Source organism: Kitasatospora misakiensis (genome assembly GCF_042656005.1).
Taxonomy (GTDB): domain Bacteria; phylum Actinomycetota; class Actinomycetes; order Streptomycetales; family Streptomycetaceae; genus Kitasatospora; species Kitasatospora misakiensis.
Map to the genome: position 1 here is coordinate 97,929 of NZ_JBHSOF010000003.1, position 17,578 is coordinate 115,506.

The 17,578-nt window shown below is 74.7% G+C and carries 14 protein-coding genes and 1 pseudogene; 8 read left to right on the forward strand and 7 right to left on the reverse strand.

Features of this window, described 5'->3' with window-relative positions:
- Positions 1 to 4: 4 nt before the first annotated feature.
- Positions 5 to 1,828 (reverse strand): NAD-binding protein, encoded by a 1,824-nt coding sequence (locus tag ACFP3U_RS04330; RefSeq protein WP_380223809.1) that lies wholly within the window; start codon positions 1,826 to 1,828, stop codon positions 5 to 7.
- Between the two features lie 235 nt (positions 1,829 to 2,063).
- On the opposite strand from ACFP3U_RS04330, the gene ACFP3U_RS04335 reads away from it, so the two are divergent.
- A complete protein-coding gene (locus tag ACFP3U_RS04335; RefSeq protein WP_380223810.1) occupies positions 2,064 to 2,609 on the forward strand; it encodes an HdeD family acid-resistance protein in 546 nt (181 codons plus the stop codon).
- A gap of 31 nt (positions 2,610 to 2,640) precedes the next feature.
- Here the strand turns inward: ACFP3U_RS04335 and ACFP3U_RS04340 are convergent, their stop codons facing one another.
- Positions 2,641 to 4,095 carry a CoA transferase gene (locus tag ACFP3U_RS04340; RefSeq protein WP_380223811.1) on the reverse strand — a complete coding sequence of 485 codons (1,455 nt, stop codon included), beginning with the start codon at positions 4,093 to 4,095 and terminating at the stop codon, positions 2,641 to 2,643.
- Between the two features lie 95 nt (positions 4,096 to 4,190).
- Between ACFP3U_RS04340 and ACFP3U_RS04345 the strand changes: the two genes are divergently transcribed.
- Positions 4,191 to 4,916, forward strand: coding sequence for an N-acyl homoserine lactonase family protein (locus tag ACFP3U_RS04345; protein WP_380223813.1), 726 nt, complete (start codon positions 4,191 to 4,193; stop codon positions 4,914 to 4,916).
- Positions 4,917 to 4,981: 65 nt separating this feature from the next.
- Here ACFP3U_RS04345 and ACFP3U_RS04350 read toward each other — a convergent pair whose 3' ends face one another.
- A complete protein-coding gene (locus ACFP3U_RS04350) occupies positions 4,982 to 6,262 on the reverse strand; it encodes a cytochrome P450 (protein ID WP_380223957.1) in 1,281 nt (426 codons plus the stop codon).
- A gap of 466 nt (positions 6,263 to 6,728) precedes the next feature.
- On the opposite strand from ACFP3U_RS04350, the gene ACFP3U_RS04355 reads away from it, so the two are divergent.
- The gene (locus tag ACFP3U_RS04355) at positions 6,729 to 7,625 is read left to right on the forward strand and encodes a hypothetical protein (protein ID WP_380223815.1); all 897 of its coding nucleotides are present in this window, start codon (positions 6,729 to 6,731) and stop codon (positions 7,623 to 7,625) included.
- A gap of 408 nt (positions 7,626 to 8,033) precedes the next feature.
- Here ACFP3U_RS04355 and ACFP3U_RS04360 read toward each other — a convergent pair whose 3' ends face one another.
- Positions 8,034 to 8,312: a zf-HC2 domain-containing protein gene (locus tag ACFP3U_RS04360; RefSeq protein WP_380223816.1), complete on the reverse strand. Its 279-nt coding sequence runs from the start codon at positions 8,310 to 8,312 to the stop codon at positions 8,034 to 8,036.
- A 55-nt stretch (positions 8,313 to 8,367) separates the two neighbouring features.
- Here ACFP3U_RS04360 and ACFP3U_RS04365 point away from each other — a divergent pair, with 55 nt between their 5' ends.
- From ACFP3U_RS04365 to ACFP3U_RS04380, 4 genes are all read left to right on the forward strand, one after another.
- Complete coding sequence (locus ACFP3U_RS04365) at positions 8,368 to 8,955, forward strand: sigma-70 family RNA polymerase sigma factor (RefSeq protein WP_380223817.1); 588 nt, start codon at positions 8,368 to 8,370, stop codon at positions 8,953 to 8,955.
- 308 nt (positions 8,956 to 9,263) lie between these two features.
- Entirely contained in the window at positions 9,264 to 10,718 is a 1,455-nt protein-coding gene (locus tag ACFP3U_RS04370) for an MFS transporter (protein ID WP_380223818.1), read from the forward strand.
- A 56-nt stretch (positions 10,719 to 10,774) separates the two neighbouring features.
- On the forward strand, positions 10,775 to 12,136 hold the full coding sequence (locus ACFP3U_RS04375; protein ID WP_380223819.1) for a cytochrome P450 family protein: 1,362 nt from the start codon (positions 10,775 to 10,777) through the stop codon (positions 12,134 to 12,136).
- Between the two features lie 177 nt (positions 12,137 to 12,313).
- A complete protein-coding gene (locus ACFP3U_RS04380) occupies positions 12,314 to 13,309 on the forward strand; it encodes an L-tyrosine/L-tryptophan isonitrile synthase family protein (protein ID WP_380223821.1) in 996 nt (331 codons plus the stop codon).
- Positions 13,310 to 13,524: 215 nt separating this feature from the next.
- Here the strand turns inward: ACFP3U_RS04380 and ACFP3U_RS04385 are convergent.
- The 3 genes and pseudogenes from ACFP3U_RS04385 to ACFP3U_RS04395 all read right to left on the reverse strand — a co-directional run.
- Positions 13,525 to 14,307 (reverse strand): annotated as a pseudogene (locus ACFP3U_RS04385) (ABC transporter ATP-binding protein); the annotation flags it as partial.
- Complete coding sequence (locus ACFP3U_RS04390) at positions 14,304 to 15,338, reverse strand: FecCD family ABC transporter permease (protein ID WP_380223958.1); 1,035 nt, start codon at positions 15,336 to 15,338, stop codon at positions 14,304 to 14,306. The gene ACFP3U_RS04390 and the pseudogene ACFP3U_RS04385, both read right to left, overlap by 4 nt.
- Before the next feature lie 96 nt (positions 15,339 to 15,434).
- On the reverse strand, positions 15,435 to 16,526 hold the full coding sequence (locus ACFP3U_RS04395) for an ABC transporter substrate-binding protein (protein WP_380223822.1): 1,092 nt from the start codon (positions 16,524 to 16,526) through the stop codon (positions 15,435 to 15,437).
- 205 nt (positions 16,527 to 16,731) lie between these two features.
- On the opposite strand from ACFP3U_RS04395, the gene ACFP3U_RS04400 reads away from it, so the two are divergent.
- Positions 16,732 to 17,508, forward strand: a complete 777-nt coding sequence (locus ACFP3U_RS04400) for a helical backbone metal receptor (RefSeq protein ID WP_380223959.1) — start codon at positions 16,732 to 16,734, stop codon at positions 17,506 to 17,508.
- Positions 17,509 to 17,578: the final 70 nt, after the last annotated feature.

The following is a 17,578-nucleotide window of genomic DNA, read 5'->3' on the forward strand; positions in this document are numbered from 1 at the left end:
GCCGTCAGCTGTTATCTGTGAGCGCCGTGTTGAGGCGGGCGAGGCCGCTGCGGGTGGTGGCTACCACTACGCGGTCGCCGGGTTCGAGGGGGCGGGTGCGGTCGGCGTAGTTCCAGTGGTGGAGGTGGGGGGTGCGGGCCAGGCGGACGGCTAGGACGCGGACGCCGCCGGGGTCTTCCAGGTCGTGGCGGGTGAGGCCGATCAGGCCGCTGCCCAGGTCGGCGGGGAGTTCGGCGATCAGGAGGACGTGGCGGAAGACCGAGAGGGTGCCGAGCACCTCGCGGCCCATCAGGGCGGCGGCGAAGGCCGGGGCGGCGAGGTAGGAGGTGGAGCGGGAGGCGACGTTGTCGAGGGTGGCGTAGACGTGGCTCGCGAAGGAGTCGTCGAAGAGGCGCAGCACCACGCGGACGTCGGGTCGGACGGCGCGGGCCTCCAGGGCCGCCTCCAGGTTGGTGGCGTCGTCGCCGCTGACGGCGACGACGGCGCGGCTGTGTTTGAGGCGGGCGCGGCGCAGTTGTTCGGCGAGGGGTCCGTCGTCGACGACGACGGGGACGCCGAGTGCGCGGACGGCGGAGATGCCGCGGGCCTGGGGGTCGCTCTCCAGGCCGACCACCGGGACGCCGAGGTCGTGCAGTTGGGCGACCACGCGGGTGCCGACGTTGCCGAGGCCGACCACGACGACGTGGTCGCGGGTGCCGGCGCCGGGGGTCCGGTGCTGGCCGCGGCGGCCGGAGGCCAGCACCTCGACCATGATGGCGGTGGCGACCGGGGCGAAGGTGATGCCGCAGAAGGTGATGACCACCTGGGCGACGCGCTGCCAGGTGCCGCCGGTGCCGTTGTCGCCCGTGCCGGGCTGGTCGGGCTGGGCGGCGCCGGCGAGGTCGAGCAGGGAGGTGTAGAACGTCCAGGCGAAGTCCCCGTTGAGGTACCAGAGCACGCCGAACGAGAACAGCACCGCGGCCAGGGCGGTGATCAGCACCACGCGGAGCCGGGCGCTGGTGAAGTAGCGCAGGGTGTCGAGGAGCCGCCAGCGCAGCCGTTGCCGCCAGGGGATCCGGACGGCGGGTTCGCTGCGCAGGGCCTGGAGGGCGGCGATGCCGTTGGCGCCGGCGGGAGCGGGTTCGGCGGGTTCAGCGGGTTCGGTGGCACGGCGGGCCTCGGCGCCGGAGCGGATCGGCCCGCCGTCGCCGAACTCGCCGGCCAGCCGGACGAAGGAGGCGGAGTCGCCCTCCTGTTCGGGCAGCAGGCGGATCCGGCCGAGGTCCTGGCGGTCGATCCGGTCGGCGACGACGCAGATCCGGTCGGCGGCGATGTCGTCGTCGTAGGCGATGTGCAGGAAGCGGTCGCCGACCTGGACGGAGTTGGGCCGGGACAGCGCGGCGTCGGCGAAGGCCGGGGCGGCGGTGGCGGAGCCGGACAGCGCGGTGCCGTTCCTGAGCAGCCGTTCGATGTTGGAGCCGAGCCGCTGGTTGAACATCCGCAGCACGATGCGGATGCCGGGATTGTGGCCCTGGGCGGAGAGCGCGGCGTGGATGTTCTCCTGGTCGCTGCCCTCGACGAGGGCGATGCCGCGCGCGGTCTCCACCCGGACGGCCCGCAGCGCCTCCTCGGTGACGCTGCTGTACTCGACGACGGCGGCGACGCCGTCCAGCTGCTCGATCCGGGGCGCGTGGTCGCGGGTGCGGTCCGGGACGAGGACGACGACCGGCACTTCGTAGTGTTCGACGAGTTCGAGCACGAGGCGGTGGGCGAGCGCGTTGCCGCCGCAGACGATGTAGTGCTGGCTGATCGGCTCGACCGGAGGGGTCCCCCACCCTTCAGAAGTCATATCGACAGATCTTATCGACGGCGGGTGAGGGTGAGGTGGCGTTCGGGCAACCCCGGGGGAAAACCCGTTCGATCGCCCGAACGGGTGCGCCCCGCGAGCGCGGTCCGGCGCGGGCGGTGATCGTGAGGAACGCCGTCCGCTGCCCGTACCCCAGGCTGCCCGCACCCCAGGAGGATGCCCCGTGGTCTCCCCGATCATCACTCCCGACGGTTCCCCGGTCCGAGGTCCGCTAGGGATGCTCGCCAGGGCCGCCTGGCAAGTGCTGCTGCTCGCCGGGCTGGTCTCGCTCGCGCTCGGGATCGTCGTGTTCGTCTGGCCGAAGCAGACGCTGATGGTGGTCGGCGTGCTGTTCGGCCTCTATCTGCTGGTCATCGGCATCGTCCAGCTGGTCGCCGCGTTCGGCACCCACGCCACCACCGCGATGCGGGTGCTGGCCTTCATCAGCGGGGCCATCTGCGTGCTGCTCGGCCTGCTGTGCTTCCGCAGCGCGGTGCAGTCGCTGCTGCTGCTGGCGATCTGGATCGGCATCGGCTGGCTGTTCCGCGGCATCACGCAGCTGGTCGCCGCGATCTCGGACGAGACGATGCCGGCCCGCGGCTGGCAGGCCTTCGCGGGTGCGGCGAACACCCTGGCCGGTGTGCTGCTGATGGTCTGGCCGGTCGGCTCGATCAAAGCGCTGACGGTCCTGGCCGGGTGCTGGCTGCTCTTCCTCGGGCTGATCGAGATCGTGACGGCCTTCCAGGTGCGCAGTTCGGCGAAGCAGATCCCGTCCGGCGTCTGACGCGGCGCGGTCCCCCGGCGGGGGCCGCCCGTCAGCGCCAGGCCGGGGCGTCCGTGCCCCAGTGCCCCGGCGGCCGCGACCAGTCCGCCGGGGCGCCCGCGTACCCGACGGGCGGCCGGGCGTACCGGAGCCGTCCGTAGTCCGGCGCGGCGGTCTCGGTGATCCACCGGGCGGGGTCGTACGGCTCGTCGTTCGGCAGGACGTGCGGGTCGGCGGTGGGGGCGATGCCCTGCATCAGCCAGGCGGCGGTGCCGGCGAGGGAGTAGCGCAGGTGGCGGGCCCCGGGGCGGCCGGTGCGCTGCTCGGTGAGGGCGCGCAGGACGCCGGCCGCGATCAGGTAACCGGTGCCGTGGTCGAGCGCCTGGGCGGGGAGGACGCCGGGGCGGCCGTCGGCACCGGACTCGATCGCGGCGATGCCGCACCCCGCCTGGACCAGGCTGTCGAAGCCGCGCCGCCCGGCCCAGGGGCCGGTCCAGCCCCAGGCGTTCAACTGGGCCACGATCAGGCCCGGGCGGCGGGCGATCAGGGCGTCGGGGGCGAGTCCGTACGCGTCCAGGGCGCCGGGGCGGTAGGCGGTGACGACGACGTCGGCGGTGGCGAGCAGGTCCTCGAAGACGGCCCGGTCGGTGGGTTCGGCGAGGTCGAGGCGGGTGGAGCGCTTGCCGAAACCGGTGTCGGCGTGGGCGTCCTCGGCCTCGGGGAGGCGGGGGGAGTCGATCCGCAGCACGTCGGCGCCGAGCAGGGCGAGGGTGCGGGTGGCGACCGGTCCGGCGATCACCCGGGTGAGGTCCAGCACGCGGAGCCCGGCGGCGGGCGGCTCGGCGGGCGGCTCGGTGGACAGCCGGGTGGGGTCCAGTGGGCGGGGTGCGGCCTCGTCGACGGTCCGGATCTCGACGAGCGGCAGGGCGAGGTCCCGGGCGGGCGCGACGGCGACCGCGAGCGCCCCCGCCGCGTACGCGCGCTCCTGGACGACCGCGGCCGGCCGTTCCCGGAGCACGGCGGCGAGCCGTTCGGGCCCGGTGTCGGCGGGCAGGTCGAGCGCGGTGAGCAGGCGGTCCCGGTGGTGGGCGTAGTTGGCGTGGGTGCGCAGCCAGCCGTCGGCGGTCTGCCAGAAGCCGGAGAGCGGCGCGAAGTTGACCGGGGCCCGGCCGTCGATCCGCAGGTGGCGTTCGCTGACGAAGGCCGTGGCGACCGCGCCCTGGTCGATCCGGACCTCGGGCACGGGGCCGCCGGAGCGCAGCGCGGCGAGTTCGGCGGCGGCCAGCGAGCAGGCGGCGACGGTGGCCCGGGCCAGCCGCCGCACGGGCAGCCGGGAGGGCAGCACCGCGTCGGGGCCGTGGAAGGAGACCCGCTCCAGCAGCGCGGCCGACCCGCCGAGCGCGTGCCAGGCGTCGGCGGTGGGTCCGTCGGCGGGGCCGGAGGCCGAAGTCGGGGCCGGGGCCGAGGCGGAGGCGGGCGGGTACGCGGGGAGCGAACGGTCGGTCATGTCCGCATTCTGCTCCGCGCCGTGGGTAGGCGCAGTGACGTCCGCCACCGCGGCCCCGCCCGGCACGGCGGCCACCATGACCTCGGGAGCGCCGCATGACCACACCTTCACCCGGCCGGCCCACCGCGATCCGGCGGCTGGATCTCGGCTACTTCGTCCGCCCCGCCGCGGAGGCCGGCGGCCCGGAGCCGCGGGTGGAGCCGGTACTGGCGTACCTGGTGCGCCGCCCGGAGGGGCTGCTGCTGTTCGACACCGGCCTCGGCGAGGGCGATCCGGAGGTGGACGCGTACTACCGGCCGGTCCGGCGCCCGCTGACGGCGGCCCTGGCGGCCGCGGGCGTGACGCCGGGTGACATCGACGCGGTCGTCACCTGCCATCTGCACTTCGACCACTGCGGCGGGAACCCGCTGCTGGCCGGGGTGCCGGTCTGGGTGCAGGCGGTGGAGCTGGCGGCGGCCCGGGCGGGCGACTACACGATCGACTCCCTGGTCGACTTCCCGGGCGCCCACTACCGGGAGCTGGACGGGGAGGCGGAGATCTGGCCGGGCGTGCGGGTGGTGCCGACGCCCGGGCACACCGCCGGACACCAGTCGCTGGTGGTGGGCGGGCCGGACGGCTCCACCGTGCTGGCCGGGCAGGCGTACGACGTCGCCTCCGCGTACAGCGCGGCGGTGCTGGCCCGGCGGGCGGCCCGGGAGGGGGTGGTCGGCGCTCCGCTGCCCGGGTTCCCGGCCTGGCTGGACCGGCTGGCGGAGTTCGCGCCGCGCCGGGTGCTGTTCGCGCACGACCACGCGGTCTGGGAGCCGTCCGAGCCCGCGTGAGCGGGTCGGAAAGTGCAGGGTCGGATCGTACGGGGTCGGAAGGCTCGGCGCCGGACGGCGCGGGGTCAGAAGGTGAACGGGAGCGCGCGGATCCGGTGGTCGAAGCTGGACGGTGCGAGGTCCGGCTCGCCGACCGACCGGGCCTCGGGGAGCCGGGTGAACAGCTCCCGGTACAGCACCTTCATCTCCTGCCGGGCGAGGTGCGCGCCGAGGCAGTAGTGCGGCCCGCCCCCGCCGAAGCCGAGGTGGGGATTGGGGGTGCGGGTGATGTCGAAGGCCTCGGGGTCGGTGAACACGCTCTCGTCGCGGTTGGCGGAGCCGTAGTAGAGCACCACCTTCTCGCCCGCCCGCAGCAGCGGGCCGTCCGGACCGCCGAGCCGGTGGTCGACGGCCAGGGTGCGGCGGAACTGGATGATCGGCGTGGAGTGTCGGACGATCTCGTCGACCGCGCCGCCGAGGTGCCGGTCGAGGTCGCCGAGGAGCAGGGCGCGCTGCTCGGGGTGGGCGGTGAGCAGGTGGAGGCCGTGCGCGAGGGCGTTGCGGGTGGTCTCCACGCCGGCGACGAGCAGCAGGGAGAAGAAGGCGCCGAGTTCCCGGCCGGTGAGGCGCCGTCCGTCGACGTCGGCGGTGACGAGCGCGGAGATCAGGTCGTCGGCGGGCCGGCGGCGGCGTTCGCGGCCGAGCTCGGCGACCATGCCCTGCATCCGGGCCAGGGCCAGCAGTCCGCGGCCGGGCATCCGGATGCGGGCGCGCAGCGGGCGGGCGACGCCGGTGTGCTCGGAGGCGTGGTTGACCTGGTCGAGGATGGCGCGGCGGGGCTCCTCCGGGATGCCCATCATGTCGCAGATCACCCGGAAGGGGAGTTCGGCGGCCACCGCGTTGACGAAGTCCCGGGGCCGTTCCCGCTCGACCCGGTCGACCAGTTCGGTGGCGACCCGGCGGATGTCCTCCTCCACCCGGGAGAGCAGGCGCGGGGTGAAGGCGCGGGAGACGATCCGGCGGAGCTGGGCGTGCCGGGGGTCGTCCAGGTTCACCATCGAGTCGCCGAACAGGAGGCGCACCCAGCGGGCGGGTTCGGGGGTGGTGACGCCCGGTCCGCTGAGGAACACGTCGGGGGTGCGGCTGGCCTCGACGACGTCGGCGTGCCGGACGAGGGCGTGGAAGCCCTGACCGGCCCGCCGACCAGGGGCGTTGCCGAAGCGGGCGGGGGCGGGGAGGCGGCGGAGCTCGGCGAAGGCGGCCGAGCGGGCCGGCGCGGGCAGCTGCCAGAAGGCCGGGTCGGCGAGGTCGACACCGCCGGGGAGGCGGGCGGCGGCTCCGTCGGCGGCGGCCCCGTCGGCCGTGATCGCGCCCGCCGTGGTCCCGTCCGCCGTGGTCGCGTCGGTCGTGCTCCGGTCCGCCGTGGTCGCGTCGGTCGTGCTCCGGTCCGCCGTGGTCGCGTCCGCCGTGGCCGCGCCGGCTTCGGATGCGGTGGTGCCCATCCCGGGTCTCCCGTCCCTGTCGATCCCGTGTGTGCGAGGTCACATTCAGTGCGTATCGGAAGGAAGCTGTCAAACCGATATGACGGCATGAATAGCATCTTCCGGGACCAGTCGGGCGCCGGTCGGTCCGTCACCCCCGCCCGCAGCGTCGGGATCCGGCCACCGCGCGACTCCCCTCCCGCACCACCGTTCCCACCCGCCCCGGACGGGGTCAGTGCCCGAACGGCCCGCCTCGCCAGGCCGCGTCGGGGGCGGTCGGACCCGCCGTCACAGGGGCGGAACCGGCCAATACCGGAGGGTGCGGTACTGGTCGGCGGAGGCGGGTGCGACGATGAGTGTCATCGTGATGACCGACCGGATCCGCTCGCTGCGCGCCGTGGTCTTCGCCGCGCTCTGCGTGGCGCTGGCCGCCACGGCGCACGTCGCCATGTCCGGTTCCGGGGTTTCGGCGCCCGTCCTGGCGGGCGCGTTCGGCCTCACCCTCGGCGTCACCTGGCTGCTGGCCGGGAGTCGGCGCGGGCTCGCGGTGATCAGCGTCTGGATGGTGGCCGCGCAGACGGCGCTGCACCTGACGTTCGAACAGGCGGGCACGCTGGTCGGCGGTGGCGGCGCGAGCCGCACGCCGCCGCCGGACTGGGCCTCGCTACTACTCTGCAATCCGGACGGGACGCCCGTCGGGGTGACGCCGGACGACCTGGCGCTGATGGCCGGACTGGATCCGGACGTCCCGCCGGCTGGCGCCCCGGTGGCCGCTCCCACGCACCACGTGCACGGCGCGGCGGTCGCCCAGACCCTCCCGTCCCCGTCCGGTCAGGGCGTCACGGGTCAGGGCGTCACCGGACAGGGCGTCACCGGACAGGGCGTCACCGGTCAGAGCGTCACAGGACAGAGCGTCACCGGGCACGGAATGAGCGGCCACGACATGGCCGCGCACGGCATGTCGACCGGCATGATCACCGCCCATGTGCTCGCCGCGCTGGCCTGTGCGCTGCTGCTGTGGCGCGGCGAGACGGCGCTGGCGCGACTGTTCGAACTGCTCGGCGCGCTGGGCGCGGTGCTGGCCGGGGCGCTGCTGGCGCCGATGCTCGCGCTGTTCGGCCGCCCCGCCGGGTACCGTCCGCCGGGCTCGCCAAGACCCGTCGGTCGCCGGACCCGGCTGCCGCGGCTGGTGCTGCTCTCGCACGCCCTCGTCCGGCGCGGGCCACCCTGTCCCGCGTTCGCCCGCTGACGCGCCCACCGCCCCTCCCGGACACCGCCGGTGTCCGCCTCGCGGTGGGCAGGTCGCCCCGCGCCGCAAGCCGCGCCGCCGGGTACCGCCGCCCGTCCCCGGACGACCTCCGACCGACCGCGCGCCACCGCGTCCCGCACCTTCCGCCGGGGCGGCCGTGGGCCGCCGCGGACGGCCGGTCGGTCCGGGAGCGGGGTGCCGCCGGTACCAACGGACGCCGCCCGTGCGGCCGGGCCCGGGCCCGTGCGCGCCGACCGTCCCGCCGCTCCGCCGGCCGGGGCTCCGGACGCGCGGACGCCCACCGACGCCGACGGTTCCGCCCGCTGCGGGACCGCCACCACCGTCTGCCCTCAGGACCCCTCCATGCCTGACTTCGACGGCGCACCGGCCTTGTCCGGCGCCACCGTCCTACCTCGTCCGCCCGCCGTCCCCCTGTCCGGGGCGGCCCTCGACCTCGCCGTCCGGCTCCGTGCCGAGGCGCGCGAGGAGCTTCGCCGTCCAGTCCGCCGACGGGTCGCCGCCGGCCCGGTCCGCGAGCAGCGGTCCGCGCAGCCGCTCCGCCCGCTCCAGCCAGTCCCGGCAGGTCGCGCAGCGCGCGACGTGCTTGTCCAGTCGACGGTCCGGCACACCGGCCGGCTCGCCGTCGAGGCGGGCGGACAGAGCGGTACGAAGTTGCTCACATCTCATATGACCATCGTCCCGTACCTCCGCCGAGGCGGGATCGTCCGGGTGGGAGGCCGCCATGGATGACGAGCAGCTGACCACCCTCGCCCTGGCCGCCCGCGAGGGGCGGTCCGCCGATGTCGAGGCGTTCGTCCGGGCCACCCAGCGGGACGTGTGGCGGTTCGTCGCCCACCTCACCGACGTGCAGTCCGCCGACGACCTCGCTCAGGAGACCTTCCTGCGCGCCCTGCGCAGCCTGCCCGGGTTCGCCGGCCGCTCCTCCGCGCGCACCTGGCTGCTGTCGATCGCCCGCCGGACCGTCATAGACCGCTACCGCACCGCCGCCGCCCGGCCGCGCTGCGCCGCGCTGCCGGACTGGCAGGAGGCCGCCGAGCGGCAGGGCACCGCACCCGCCGCGGGCTTCGAGGACGGCGTGGCACTCGGCGACCTGCTGGACCGGGTACCCGCGCAACGGCGCGAGGCCTTCGTGCTCACCCAGGTGGTCGGGCTGAGCTACGCCGAAGCCGCCGAGGTGGCCGGCTGCCCGGTCGGCACCGTCCGCTCCCGGGTGGCCCGGGCGCGCGAGGAACTGATCGCCCGCCTGCGGGCCGCGGAGGCCGGCGAGCCGCTGCCGGGCGCCTCCGCCGAACTGGCGGCCGCCTGCTGAGGCGGCCGGCCCGGTAGGCGGTAGTCGCCGGGGCCGGTGGGATCGGACGACTGACAGCTGACGGATGACAGATGACAGAATCTGTTATCCGTCAGCTGTTATCTGTTATCTGTCATCCGTCAGCTGTCAGTCGCCGATCCCCACCCCCACCCCCGGGCGAGCAAGATCGGCCACAGTGGTCATGTTCCGGCCAAGCCACAAAAATCCCCCACCTGTTCGGAACTGGAGCGCCGGTGCCTCCGACTGCTGTACCGGACGCCGCCGCCGAGGTGGTGTCCGGACAGTACGGGGGAACGGAGGGATGACCCATGGCAGCGCAGCAGTCGCCCGCCACCGGTACGCCGGGTGACAGCCCGGTCCGGGCGGAGGACCGGTGGAGCCTGGTCTTCGCCGCGGGCCTGATCTCCTTCGTCGCGATGCTCGACATGAACGTCGTCAACCTCGCGCTCACCGACATCGCGGACGCCCTCGACGTCTCCCCCACCACCGCCCAGTGGGCCGTACTCGGCTACCAGCTCCCGCTGGTGGCCCTGTTGCTGCCCGCCGGTCGCTGGCTGGACCAGGTCGGCCTGCGCGCCGCCCTGCTGCTGTCGGTCGGCTGCTTCGCGCTCTGCAGCGCGCTGGCCGCCGTCGCGCCCTGGGCGAGCTGGCTGATCGCCGCCCGCCTCGCCCAAGGGGCCTTCGGCGCCGTGCTGTTCGTGCTGATGCCGGTCCTCGCGGCCACCGCCGTCCGCCCCGAGCTGCGCGGCCGCGCGATGAGCGTGCCCGCCACCCTCGGCCCGCTCGGCGCCGTCACCGGCCCGGTCATCGGCGGCCTGCTGCTGGACCACGTCGGCTGGCGGGCGATCTTCCTCGTCAAGCTGCCGATCTGCCTCGCCGCCTGGCTGATCGCCCGCCGGGACGCCCCGCGCGGCGGCGGACGGCTGCGGCTGCCCGACCGCGGCTCGCTCGGCGACGCCGCGCTGATCGGCTCGGCGGTCGCCGCCGTGCTGCTCGGCCTCACCCTCGCCCCGGACGCGCCGCTCTGGCTGCTGCTCACGCTGCCCTCCGTGCCGCTGGTGCTGTTCTGGCTGCGCCGCCCCGGCGGGCGGCCGGTCGCCGGCGTGCTGCGTGCCTCCGGCACCGCCGCCGTGAACGGCTCGGTGCTGGCGCTCGCCGCCGGCTTCGCCGCCAACCACTACCTGCTCGCCCAGTACCTGCGCCGGGACGACGGCGAGAGCGCCACCAGTACCGCGCTCACCATGCTGGCGTTCCCGCTCGGCATGGTGGTGGCCGGCCGGTTCGGCGGTCGGCTCGCGGACCGCTGGGGCGCCCGTCCGACGGCGCTGACCGGCGCCGCCGTGACCGCCTTCGGCCTGCTGCTGCTCGTCCCGGTCGACACCGACTGGTCCCCGGCCGACATCGCCTGGCGGCTCGCGGTCGCCGGCGTCGGCATGGGCCTCAACGGCGGCCCGGTCCAGGCCCTGGTGATGACCTCCGCCCCGCCGGACCAACTCGCCACCGCGGGCTCGGCCGTCCAGCTGGCCCGCAGCCTCGGCTTCGCGCTCGGCCCCGCGCTGGGCACCGCGGCCACCCTGTACGGGGCCACCGAGGTCGCCGGCATCCGGGCCGGGCTCACCCTCGCCGGAATCGCCGCCGCCCTCGCCGTCGGCCTGCTGACCCTGCACCACCGCACCAACCGCACCAAGGACGCCGCCACCGGCGGCGCCAACGGCGGCGGGAGCACCACCGGAACCAACCGGACGATCCGCAGCCGCGTGTGACCGACCGTCACACATTCCCCTACGCACGGCAGATCCTTACCGGAGGAACATCCGCAATGACCGACACCGTCCACGACCCGACCGCGGCGGGCGAGACGCCGGACGGGGCCCGCTGCCCGTTCGGCTACGACGAACTCCCCGATCCGATACCGCTGTTCGGCCAGGAGTACAAGAGCGACCCCTACCCGCTGTACCGGCAGATGCGGGCCGCCGGCCCGGTCCACCGGGTGACCTTCCCGAGCGGCGTCGGCGCCTGGCTGGTCACCGGCTACAAGGCCGCGCACGCGGCGCTCAACGACCCGCGCCTCGGCAAGAACCACGCGCTCGGCAACGAGGACTGGCGCAAGCTCGCCTCGATCATGCCCGAGCCGCAGCACTCCCAGCTCCAGGTGCACCTGCTGCACCAGGACCCGCCGAAACACACCACGATGCGCAAGCTCGTCCTAGACGCCTTCGCACCGCGCCGGGTGGAGTCGCTGCGCCCGCGCCTCCAGGAGCTGGCCGACGCCCTGGTCGACGAACTGCCGTCGACCTCAACGGCCGGCGGCACCGACCTGGTCGACGGCTTCGCGGCCCACTACCCGTTCCGGGTGCTGGCCGAGGTGATCGGCCTGCCGCAGGAGCTCGCGGTGCGCTTCGACCGCGACTGGGGCAAGGTGGTGCAACCGGTCGGCCCGCAGGACCCGGGCCGACCGGCGTACGAGGGCCGACTGCACGGCCTGCAGGCCTACATCGCGGACGTGGTCGACCACAAGCGCGCCACCTACGACCCCGCCGGGCCCGATGTGGACCTGCTCGGCCGGCTCGTCGCCGCGTGCGACGCCGGCGAGTTGAGCCCCGAGGAGCTCGCCTCCATGGTGTTCCAGCTGCTGGTCGCCGGCCAGGAGCCGGTCACCAACCAGATCACCACCATGCTGATCACCCTGCTGCGCCACCCGGACCAGCTCGACCGGCTGCGCGCGAGCCTCGACCCGGACGCGCCGGTCGACGAGCCGGGCCTGCTCACCCGGGCGATCGAGGAACTCCTGCGCTACGACGGCGCGTTCGAGCTCACCACCTGGCGGTTCTTCGCCGAGGACAGCGACCTGCACGGTACCACCGTGCCGGCCGGCGACTCGGTGATCGTCTCGCTCGGCGCCGCCAACCGCGACGAGGAGCAGTTCCCGGACACCGACGCCCTGGACTTCGACCGCTCCCCCAACGCGCATCTGGCCTTCGGCCACGGCATCCACTTCTGCCCCGGCGCCTCGCTGGCCCGGGCCGAACTCCAGATCGCCATCGGCACCCTGCTCACCCGGCTGCCCGGGCTGCGCCCGTCCGCCTCCGACGGCGAGGAGATCGACTCGCTCGCCTGGGTGCCCGCCGTCCTCGCCCGCGGGGTGAACCGCCTGCCGGTCGCCTACGACCGGCGGCTCTGACCGCTCCCGAAGGCCCGCCCGAAGGCCCGCCCGAAGGCCCGCCTGAAGGCCCACCCGAAGGCCCACCCGGAGGCCCACCGACCCGTCTCCCTGTATCCACCACAGCGTCCCGGCGACCGCCGCCGGGGCGTGGCTCTGCCTGCCCGAAGCCCGTACACCGTTCCGTGGAGGACCACCATGCCGCCCGCCGGCACCGTCACCAGCAACTCCCAGGCCGACAGCTACGAGAGCACCGGCACCGCATACACCGCCCCCGACCAGCAGACCGTGGCCCGGCTCTCCGCCGAGATCCTCGACCTGCTGCTGCCGCACCGCCGCGCGTCCGATCCGGACGCCGACGCCGCCCCCGCCGACTTCCCGCTCCAGCTGGACCAGCTGGCGGACTTCATCAACGCCGGGGACCCGATCCTGTTCACCCTGCCCGGCTTCCCCTGCAAGTCGCCCAACCTCGCCAAGGTGCTCAGCCACCTGCCCGACGAGGGCGAGCGGCTGTCGCTCACCTTCCTCAACGGGCTCGCCGAGGAGATCGGCAAGCTCTACGAGCCCGGCGCCAAGATCCTGATCTGCTCGGACGGCCACATCTTCGGCGACCTCATCCATGTCCCCGACGACCACATCGACCAGTACTCCGACGAACTGGCCGCGATGATCGAGCGCGAGGGCCTGACCAACCTCGACACCTTCGACCTGCGGGCCGTCCTCGGCGACCTGCCCTTCGACGAGAAGCGCGCCCGGGTGCACGCCCAGTACGCGCCCACCAAGGAGGAGCTGCGCGAGCAGGTGCTGACCGACGAGGAGACCGCCAAGCTCTATCGCGGCATCACCCGTTTCCTCACCGAGGACACCTTCGGCTGGACCGGCACCAAGTCCGCCCTCCAGAAGGACTGCCGCCAGCGCGCCTACGGCGTCATCCAGCGCAGCCGCGCCTGGGGCGACCTGATCGCCGAGCAGCACCCTCGCTCGTTCCGGCTCTCCATCCACCCGCAGAAGATCGGCGTGCTGAAGTTCGGCATCCGGCTGCTGGAGCACTCGGACATGTGGATGACCCCGTGGCACTCCTCGGTGCTCCACCGCCCGGACGGCGAATGGGAGTTGGTGCGCAGCGAGGAGGCCGCGAAGGTCGGCCGGCTGGTCGAGCGCAACGGCCGCCCGAGCCACTACGAGACCTCCTGACGCTCGACGGAGGCCGATGCCGATGCTGATGCCGGGAATCCGGCCGGGGCGGGGGCCGCGGCCGGAACCGAACTCGCCGCCGTCGCGGGTCCCTTGACCGCGGCGATGGCCACGACCGGCACCGGGTCGGGCACGGTCACGGTCACGGCGGCAGCCGCCGGCACCGTCCCGGCCCGCTCCCTCACCGGTCGGCGCGCCGGACCCGGCACCCCCGGGTCCGGTGCGCCGGCCGGCGCGCGGTGGTCGAACGCGATCAACGGGTCGCCCGTGAGCGGGTGTTCGACCACCGCGGCCCGCACCCCGAACACCTCGGCGAGCAGTTCCGGGGTCAGCACCTCCCTCGGCTTCCCGGAGGCGACGAGCGTGCCCCGGTGCAGCACGTGCAGGCGGTCGCAGACCGAGGCGGCGGCGTTCAGGTCGTGCAGCGCGACCAGGGTGGTGCGGCGCTGCTCACGCAGCAGCGCGAGCAGCTCCACCTGGTGCCGGACGTCCAGGTGGTTGGTCGGCTCGTCCAGCACCAGGACGTCCGGCTGCTGCGCCAACGCCCGGGCCAGCAGCACGCGTTGACGCTCGCCCCCGGAGAGCTGGGCGAACCTGCGGTCCGGCGCCTCCGCCATGCCGACCCGGGTGAGCGCCTCGGCCACCAGCCGGTGGTCCTCGGCGTCATCCTTGGCGAACGCCCGCTTGTACGGGGTGCGACCCATCGCCACCACCTCGCGGACGGTCAACTCGAAGTCCCCGCCGCGCTCCTGGGGCAGCGCCCCGATGTGCCGGGCGGACTCCGCCGGGCTCAGCCCGGACAGCTCCCGGCTGGCCAGCAGCACCCGCCCGGCGCTCGGCCGAAGATGCCGGTAGACGGTGCGCAGCAGGCTGGACTTGCCACTGCCGTTGGGACCGACCAGGCCGGCGATCTCGCCCTCCTCGGCGACCAGGTGGACACCGGCCACCACGGTCCGCCCGGCGAGGGCGACGCTCAGGTCTTCGACGGCGATTCTCAATTCCGCTCCAGTCGTCGGTCCAGCAGGTAGAGCAGGGTGGGCGCGCCGAGCAGTGCGGTGACCACGCCGATCGGCACCTCCTGGCCGTCGAGCGCGGTGCGGGCGATCAGGTCGACGACGACCAGCAGCACCGCGCCGGTGAGGGCGGAGAGCGGCAGCAGCCGGCGGTGGTCGCCGCCGACCAGCAGCCGGCACACGTGCGGGACCATCAGGCCGACGAAGCCGATCGCCCCGGAGACGGCGACCAGGACGCCGGTGAGCACGCTGGTGACGGCGAAGATCTCGCGGCGCAGCCGGACCACGTCCACCCCGAGCCCGGCCGCCGTCTCGTCGCCCATCAGCATGGCGTTCAGGCCCCGGGCGCGGCCCTGGAGCAGCACCAGTCCGAGGGCCACGGCGGCGGCGGGGACGGCCAGTTGGCCCCAGGTGGCGCCGCTCAGGCTGCCCATCAGCCAGAACAGCACGCCGCGGGTCTGCTGTTCGTCACCGGTCTGGAGCACCAGGTAGCTGGTCAGACCGGTGAGGAACTGGCCGATGCCGATGCCGGCCAGCACCAGGCGCAGCGGGGAGAACCCGCCGCCGCGCCGGGCCAGCAGCCAGACCAGGGAGAACGCGGCGAGCGCGCCGAGGAAGGCCGCCACCGAGACGGTGAGCCCGGCGATCCCGCCGATGGTCAGCGACAGGCCCATGCCGGTCCCGAGGACGATCACGCCCACCGCCCCGAGCGAAGCCCCCGAGGAGATGCCGAGCAGGTACGGGTCGGCGAGCGGATTGCGGACCAGCGCCTGCACGGCGGTGCCGACCAGGCCGAGCCCGGCGCCGACCGCCGCCGCCAACAGGGCGCGGGGGACGCGCAGTTGCCAGACGATGAGGTCGCGGGTGCCGGCGGCCGGGTGCTGTCCGGTGAGCCGGCGGCCGACCACCGACCACACCTCGCCGGGCGGGATGTCCACCGAACCGAGCGAGACGGCGGCGGTCAGCGCGACGACCAGGGCCGCGGTGAGCACGGCGGCGAGCGGTCCGGCGCGCAGCGCCCGGACGCGTTGGCGCCGGGCGGGGCCGGGGTCGGGGCCTGTGCCGACGTCGACGTCGGCGACGTCGGCGGCGGTGGTGGCGCGGGCCACGGCCTACTGCCCGTTCTTGACGAGCGCCGGGTGGACGGTCGCGGCGATCTGCCGCACGGTGTCGGCGTTGCGGATCCCGGCGATCGTGGTGACCTCGGAGCCGATCCGCAGGAAGTGCCCCTCCTGCACGGCCTTCAGCCCCTGGGTCGCCGGGAAGCCCTTGAGGAACGCCTCGGCCTCGTCGAAGGCCTTGCGGTCGGCCTCCTCGCTGCCGCGGTTGCGGACGGCGAGCTGGATCCAGTCCGGGTTCTTCGCCACCACGTCCTCCCAGGAGACGGGCCGGAAGTCGGCGTCGCAGTCGGCGAACACGTTGCGCGCGCCGGCCAGGGTGATCACCGCGTTGGCGATCTGCTTGCCGCAGACGGCCATCGGTTGCTTTGTACCGGCGTCGAAGTCGAAGAGGAAGTACCCGGGACGCTGCGCCTCCGGAACGCCCGCGGTGGCGTTCCTGACCTCGGTGAGCTGCCGGTCCATCGCGCCGACCAGCTCCTCCGCGCGGGCCGCCGTCCCGGTGACCGCCCCCAGGCGGCGGACGTCCTCCGCCACCCCGGCCAGGTCGGTGCGCGGGCCCTGGGCGGCCTTCGGGCCACTGGCACAGGCGGTGGAGAGCAGCAGCACATGCTGCATGCCGACCGTCTTGAGCTCCTCCTCGCTCGGCCCGGCCCCCGCCGCGCCCATCATCGGCATCGGCCCGAAGGTGTCCACATAGAGGTCGGCGCCGGACCCGAGCAGCTTCTCCTTGGGGATCACGGTGTCGCCGAGCACCGGCACCTTGGCGCCCTGCTCGGCGACGGCGGCCGGCAGGCTGCCCTTGCCGGGCGGGAACCCGGTCCCGATGACCCGGTCGCCGGCCCCGAGCTGGAGCAGCATCTCCAGGCCGGACGCGTCGGTGGTGACGATCCGCTTCGGCGCCTGCTTGACCGTGGTCTCCTTGCCCGCGCAGTCGACGACCTTGACCGGGAAAGCACCGGCGGCGGACGCCTGTGCGCTCCCGCCGCCGTTCGTGCCGTCCCCGCTCCCGTCACCGCCGCTGGAACAGGCCGTGGCGAACAGGGCGACGGCGGCCGCGATACCGCAGAAGACGCGAGGGCGCATCAGTAACTCTCCTGGTCAATGGTCGTGCTCGGGCTCGTCCTGTGAACCCGGACCAGGTAGTCGGCCACTGTGCCCGGCCGGTTCCCGGAACTTTGCCCACCGGCCGCGCGGGGGTGGCTAGGGTGACGCGGTGAGTTTCGATTCCACCGGCGGGGCGGCGGGCGACGGTCCCGGGCCCCTTGCGGTCGACGATCTCGGGTTGGCGGTGCCGCTCGCCGGGGCGGGGACGGTACGGCGGGTGGTGTCGTTGGTGCCCTCGCTCACCGAGGCCGTCGCCGCCACCGAACCCGGGCTGCTGATCGGCGTCACGGACTGGTGCAGCCACCCCGCCGACCTGGCCGTCCCCCGGATCGGCGGCACCAAGAACCCGGACGTGGCCCGGATCGTCGGCCTCGCCCCGGACCTCGTGATCGCCAACGACGAGGAGAACCGCCGACCCGACCTCGACGGGCTGCGGGCGGCCGGCCTGCCGGTCTGGGTCACCGACATCCGCACCCTCGACCAGGCGTTCCGCTCACTGGACCGACTCCTCACCGTCGGCTGCGGCCTGACCCGCCCGGCCTGGCTGGACGCCGCCGAGGCCGCCTGGGCCGAGGTCCGCCCACTGCCCGGCCCCGCCCACCGGGCCGTCGTACCGATCTGGCGCCGGCCCTGGATGGTGCTGGGTCACGACACCTTCGCCGGCGACCTGCTGCGCCGCCTCGGCCTGCGCCTCCCGCACGCCGAGGACCCGGCCCGGCCGGAACGCTACCCCGCCGTCCCCCTCCCGCAGTTGCTCGCCGGCCGCCCCGACCTGGTGGTCCTGCCCGACGAGCCCTACCGGTTCACCGCCGACGACGGGCCGGAGGCCTTCCCGGGCATCCCGGCCGCCCTGGTGAGCGGGCGCCACCTCACCTGGTACGGGCCGTCGCTGGTGGAGGCACTGGCCGTCCTGACGGCGCAGCTGGCGCGGGCCCGACCCGGCGGGTCGGGGGGTCGGTGACGCGGGACGGCCCCGGGGCCACGGTATCGGATCGCTCGGCACCCTGCTGCCCCTGGGCGTCCACCTCCTC

Excerpts from the sequence above, each read along its gene's own strand:
- ACFP3U_RS04330 (WP_380223809.1), bottom strand. The coding sequence starts at position 1,828 with ATGACTTCTGAAGGGTGGGGGACCCCTCCGGTCGAGCCGATCAGCCAG.
- ACFP3U_RS04335 (WP_380223810.1), top strand. The coding sequence starts at position 2,064 with ATGCTCGCCAGGGCCGCCTGGCAAGTGCTGCTGCTCGCCGGGCTGGTC.
- ACFP3U_RS04340 (WP_380223811.1), bottom strand. The coding sequence starts at position 4,095 with ATGACCGACCGTTCGCTCCCCGCGTACCCGCCCGCCTCCGCCTCGGCC.
- ACFP3U_RS04345 (WP_380223813.1), top strand. The coding sequence starts at position 4,191 with ATGACCACACCTTCACCCGGCCGGCCCACCGCGATCCGGCGGCTGGAT.
- ACFP3U_RS04355 (WP_380223815.1), top strand. The coding sequence starts at position 6,729 with ATGAGTGTCATCGTGATGACCGACCGGATCCGCTCGCTGCGCGCCGTG.
- ACFP3U_RS04360 (WP_380223816.1), bottom strand. The coding sequence starts at position 8,312 with ATGAGATGTGAGCAACTTCGTACCGCTCTGTCCGCCCGCCTCGACGGC.
- ACFP3U_RS04365 (WP_380223817.1), top strand. The coding sequence starts at position 8,368 with ATGGATGACGAGCAGCTGACCACCCTCGCCCTGGCCGCCCGCGAGGGG.
- ACFP3U_RS04370 (WP_380223818.1), top strand. The coding sequence starts at position 9,264 with ATGGCAGCGCAGCAGTCGCCCGCCACCGGTACGCCGGGTGACAGCCCG.
- ACFP3U_RS04375 (WP_380223819.1), top strand. The coding sequence starts at position 10,775 with ATGACCGACACCGTCCACGACCCGACCGCGGCGGGCGAGACGCCGGAC.
- ACFP3U_RS04380 (WP_380223821.1), top strand. The coding sequence starts at position 12,314 with ATGCCGCCCGCCGGCACCGTCACCAGCAACTCCCAGGCCGACAGCTAC.
- ACFP3U_RS04395 (WP_380223822.1), bottom strand. The coding sequence starts at position 16,526 with ATGCGCCCTCGCGTCTTCTGCGGTATCGCGGCCGCCGTCGCCCTGTTC.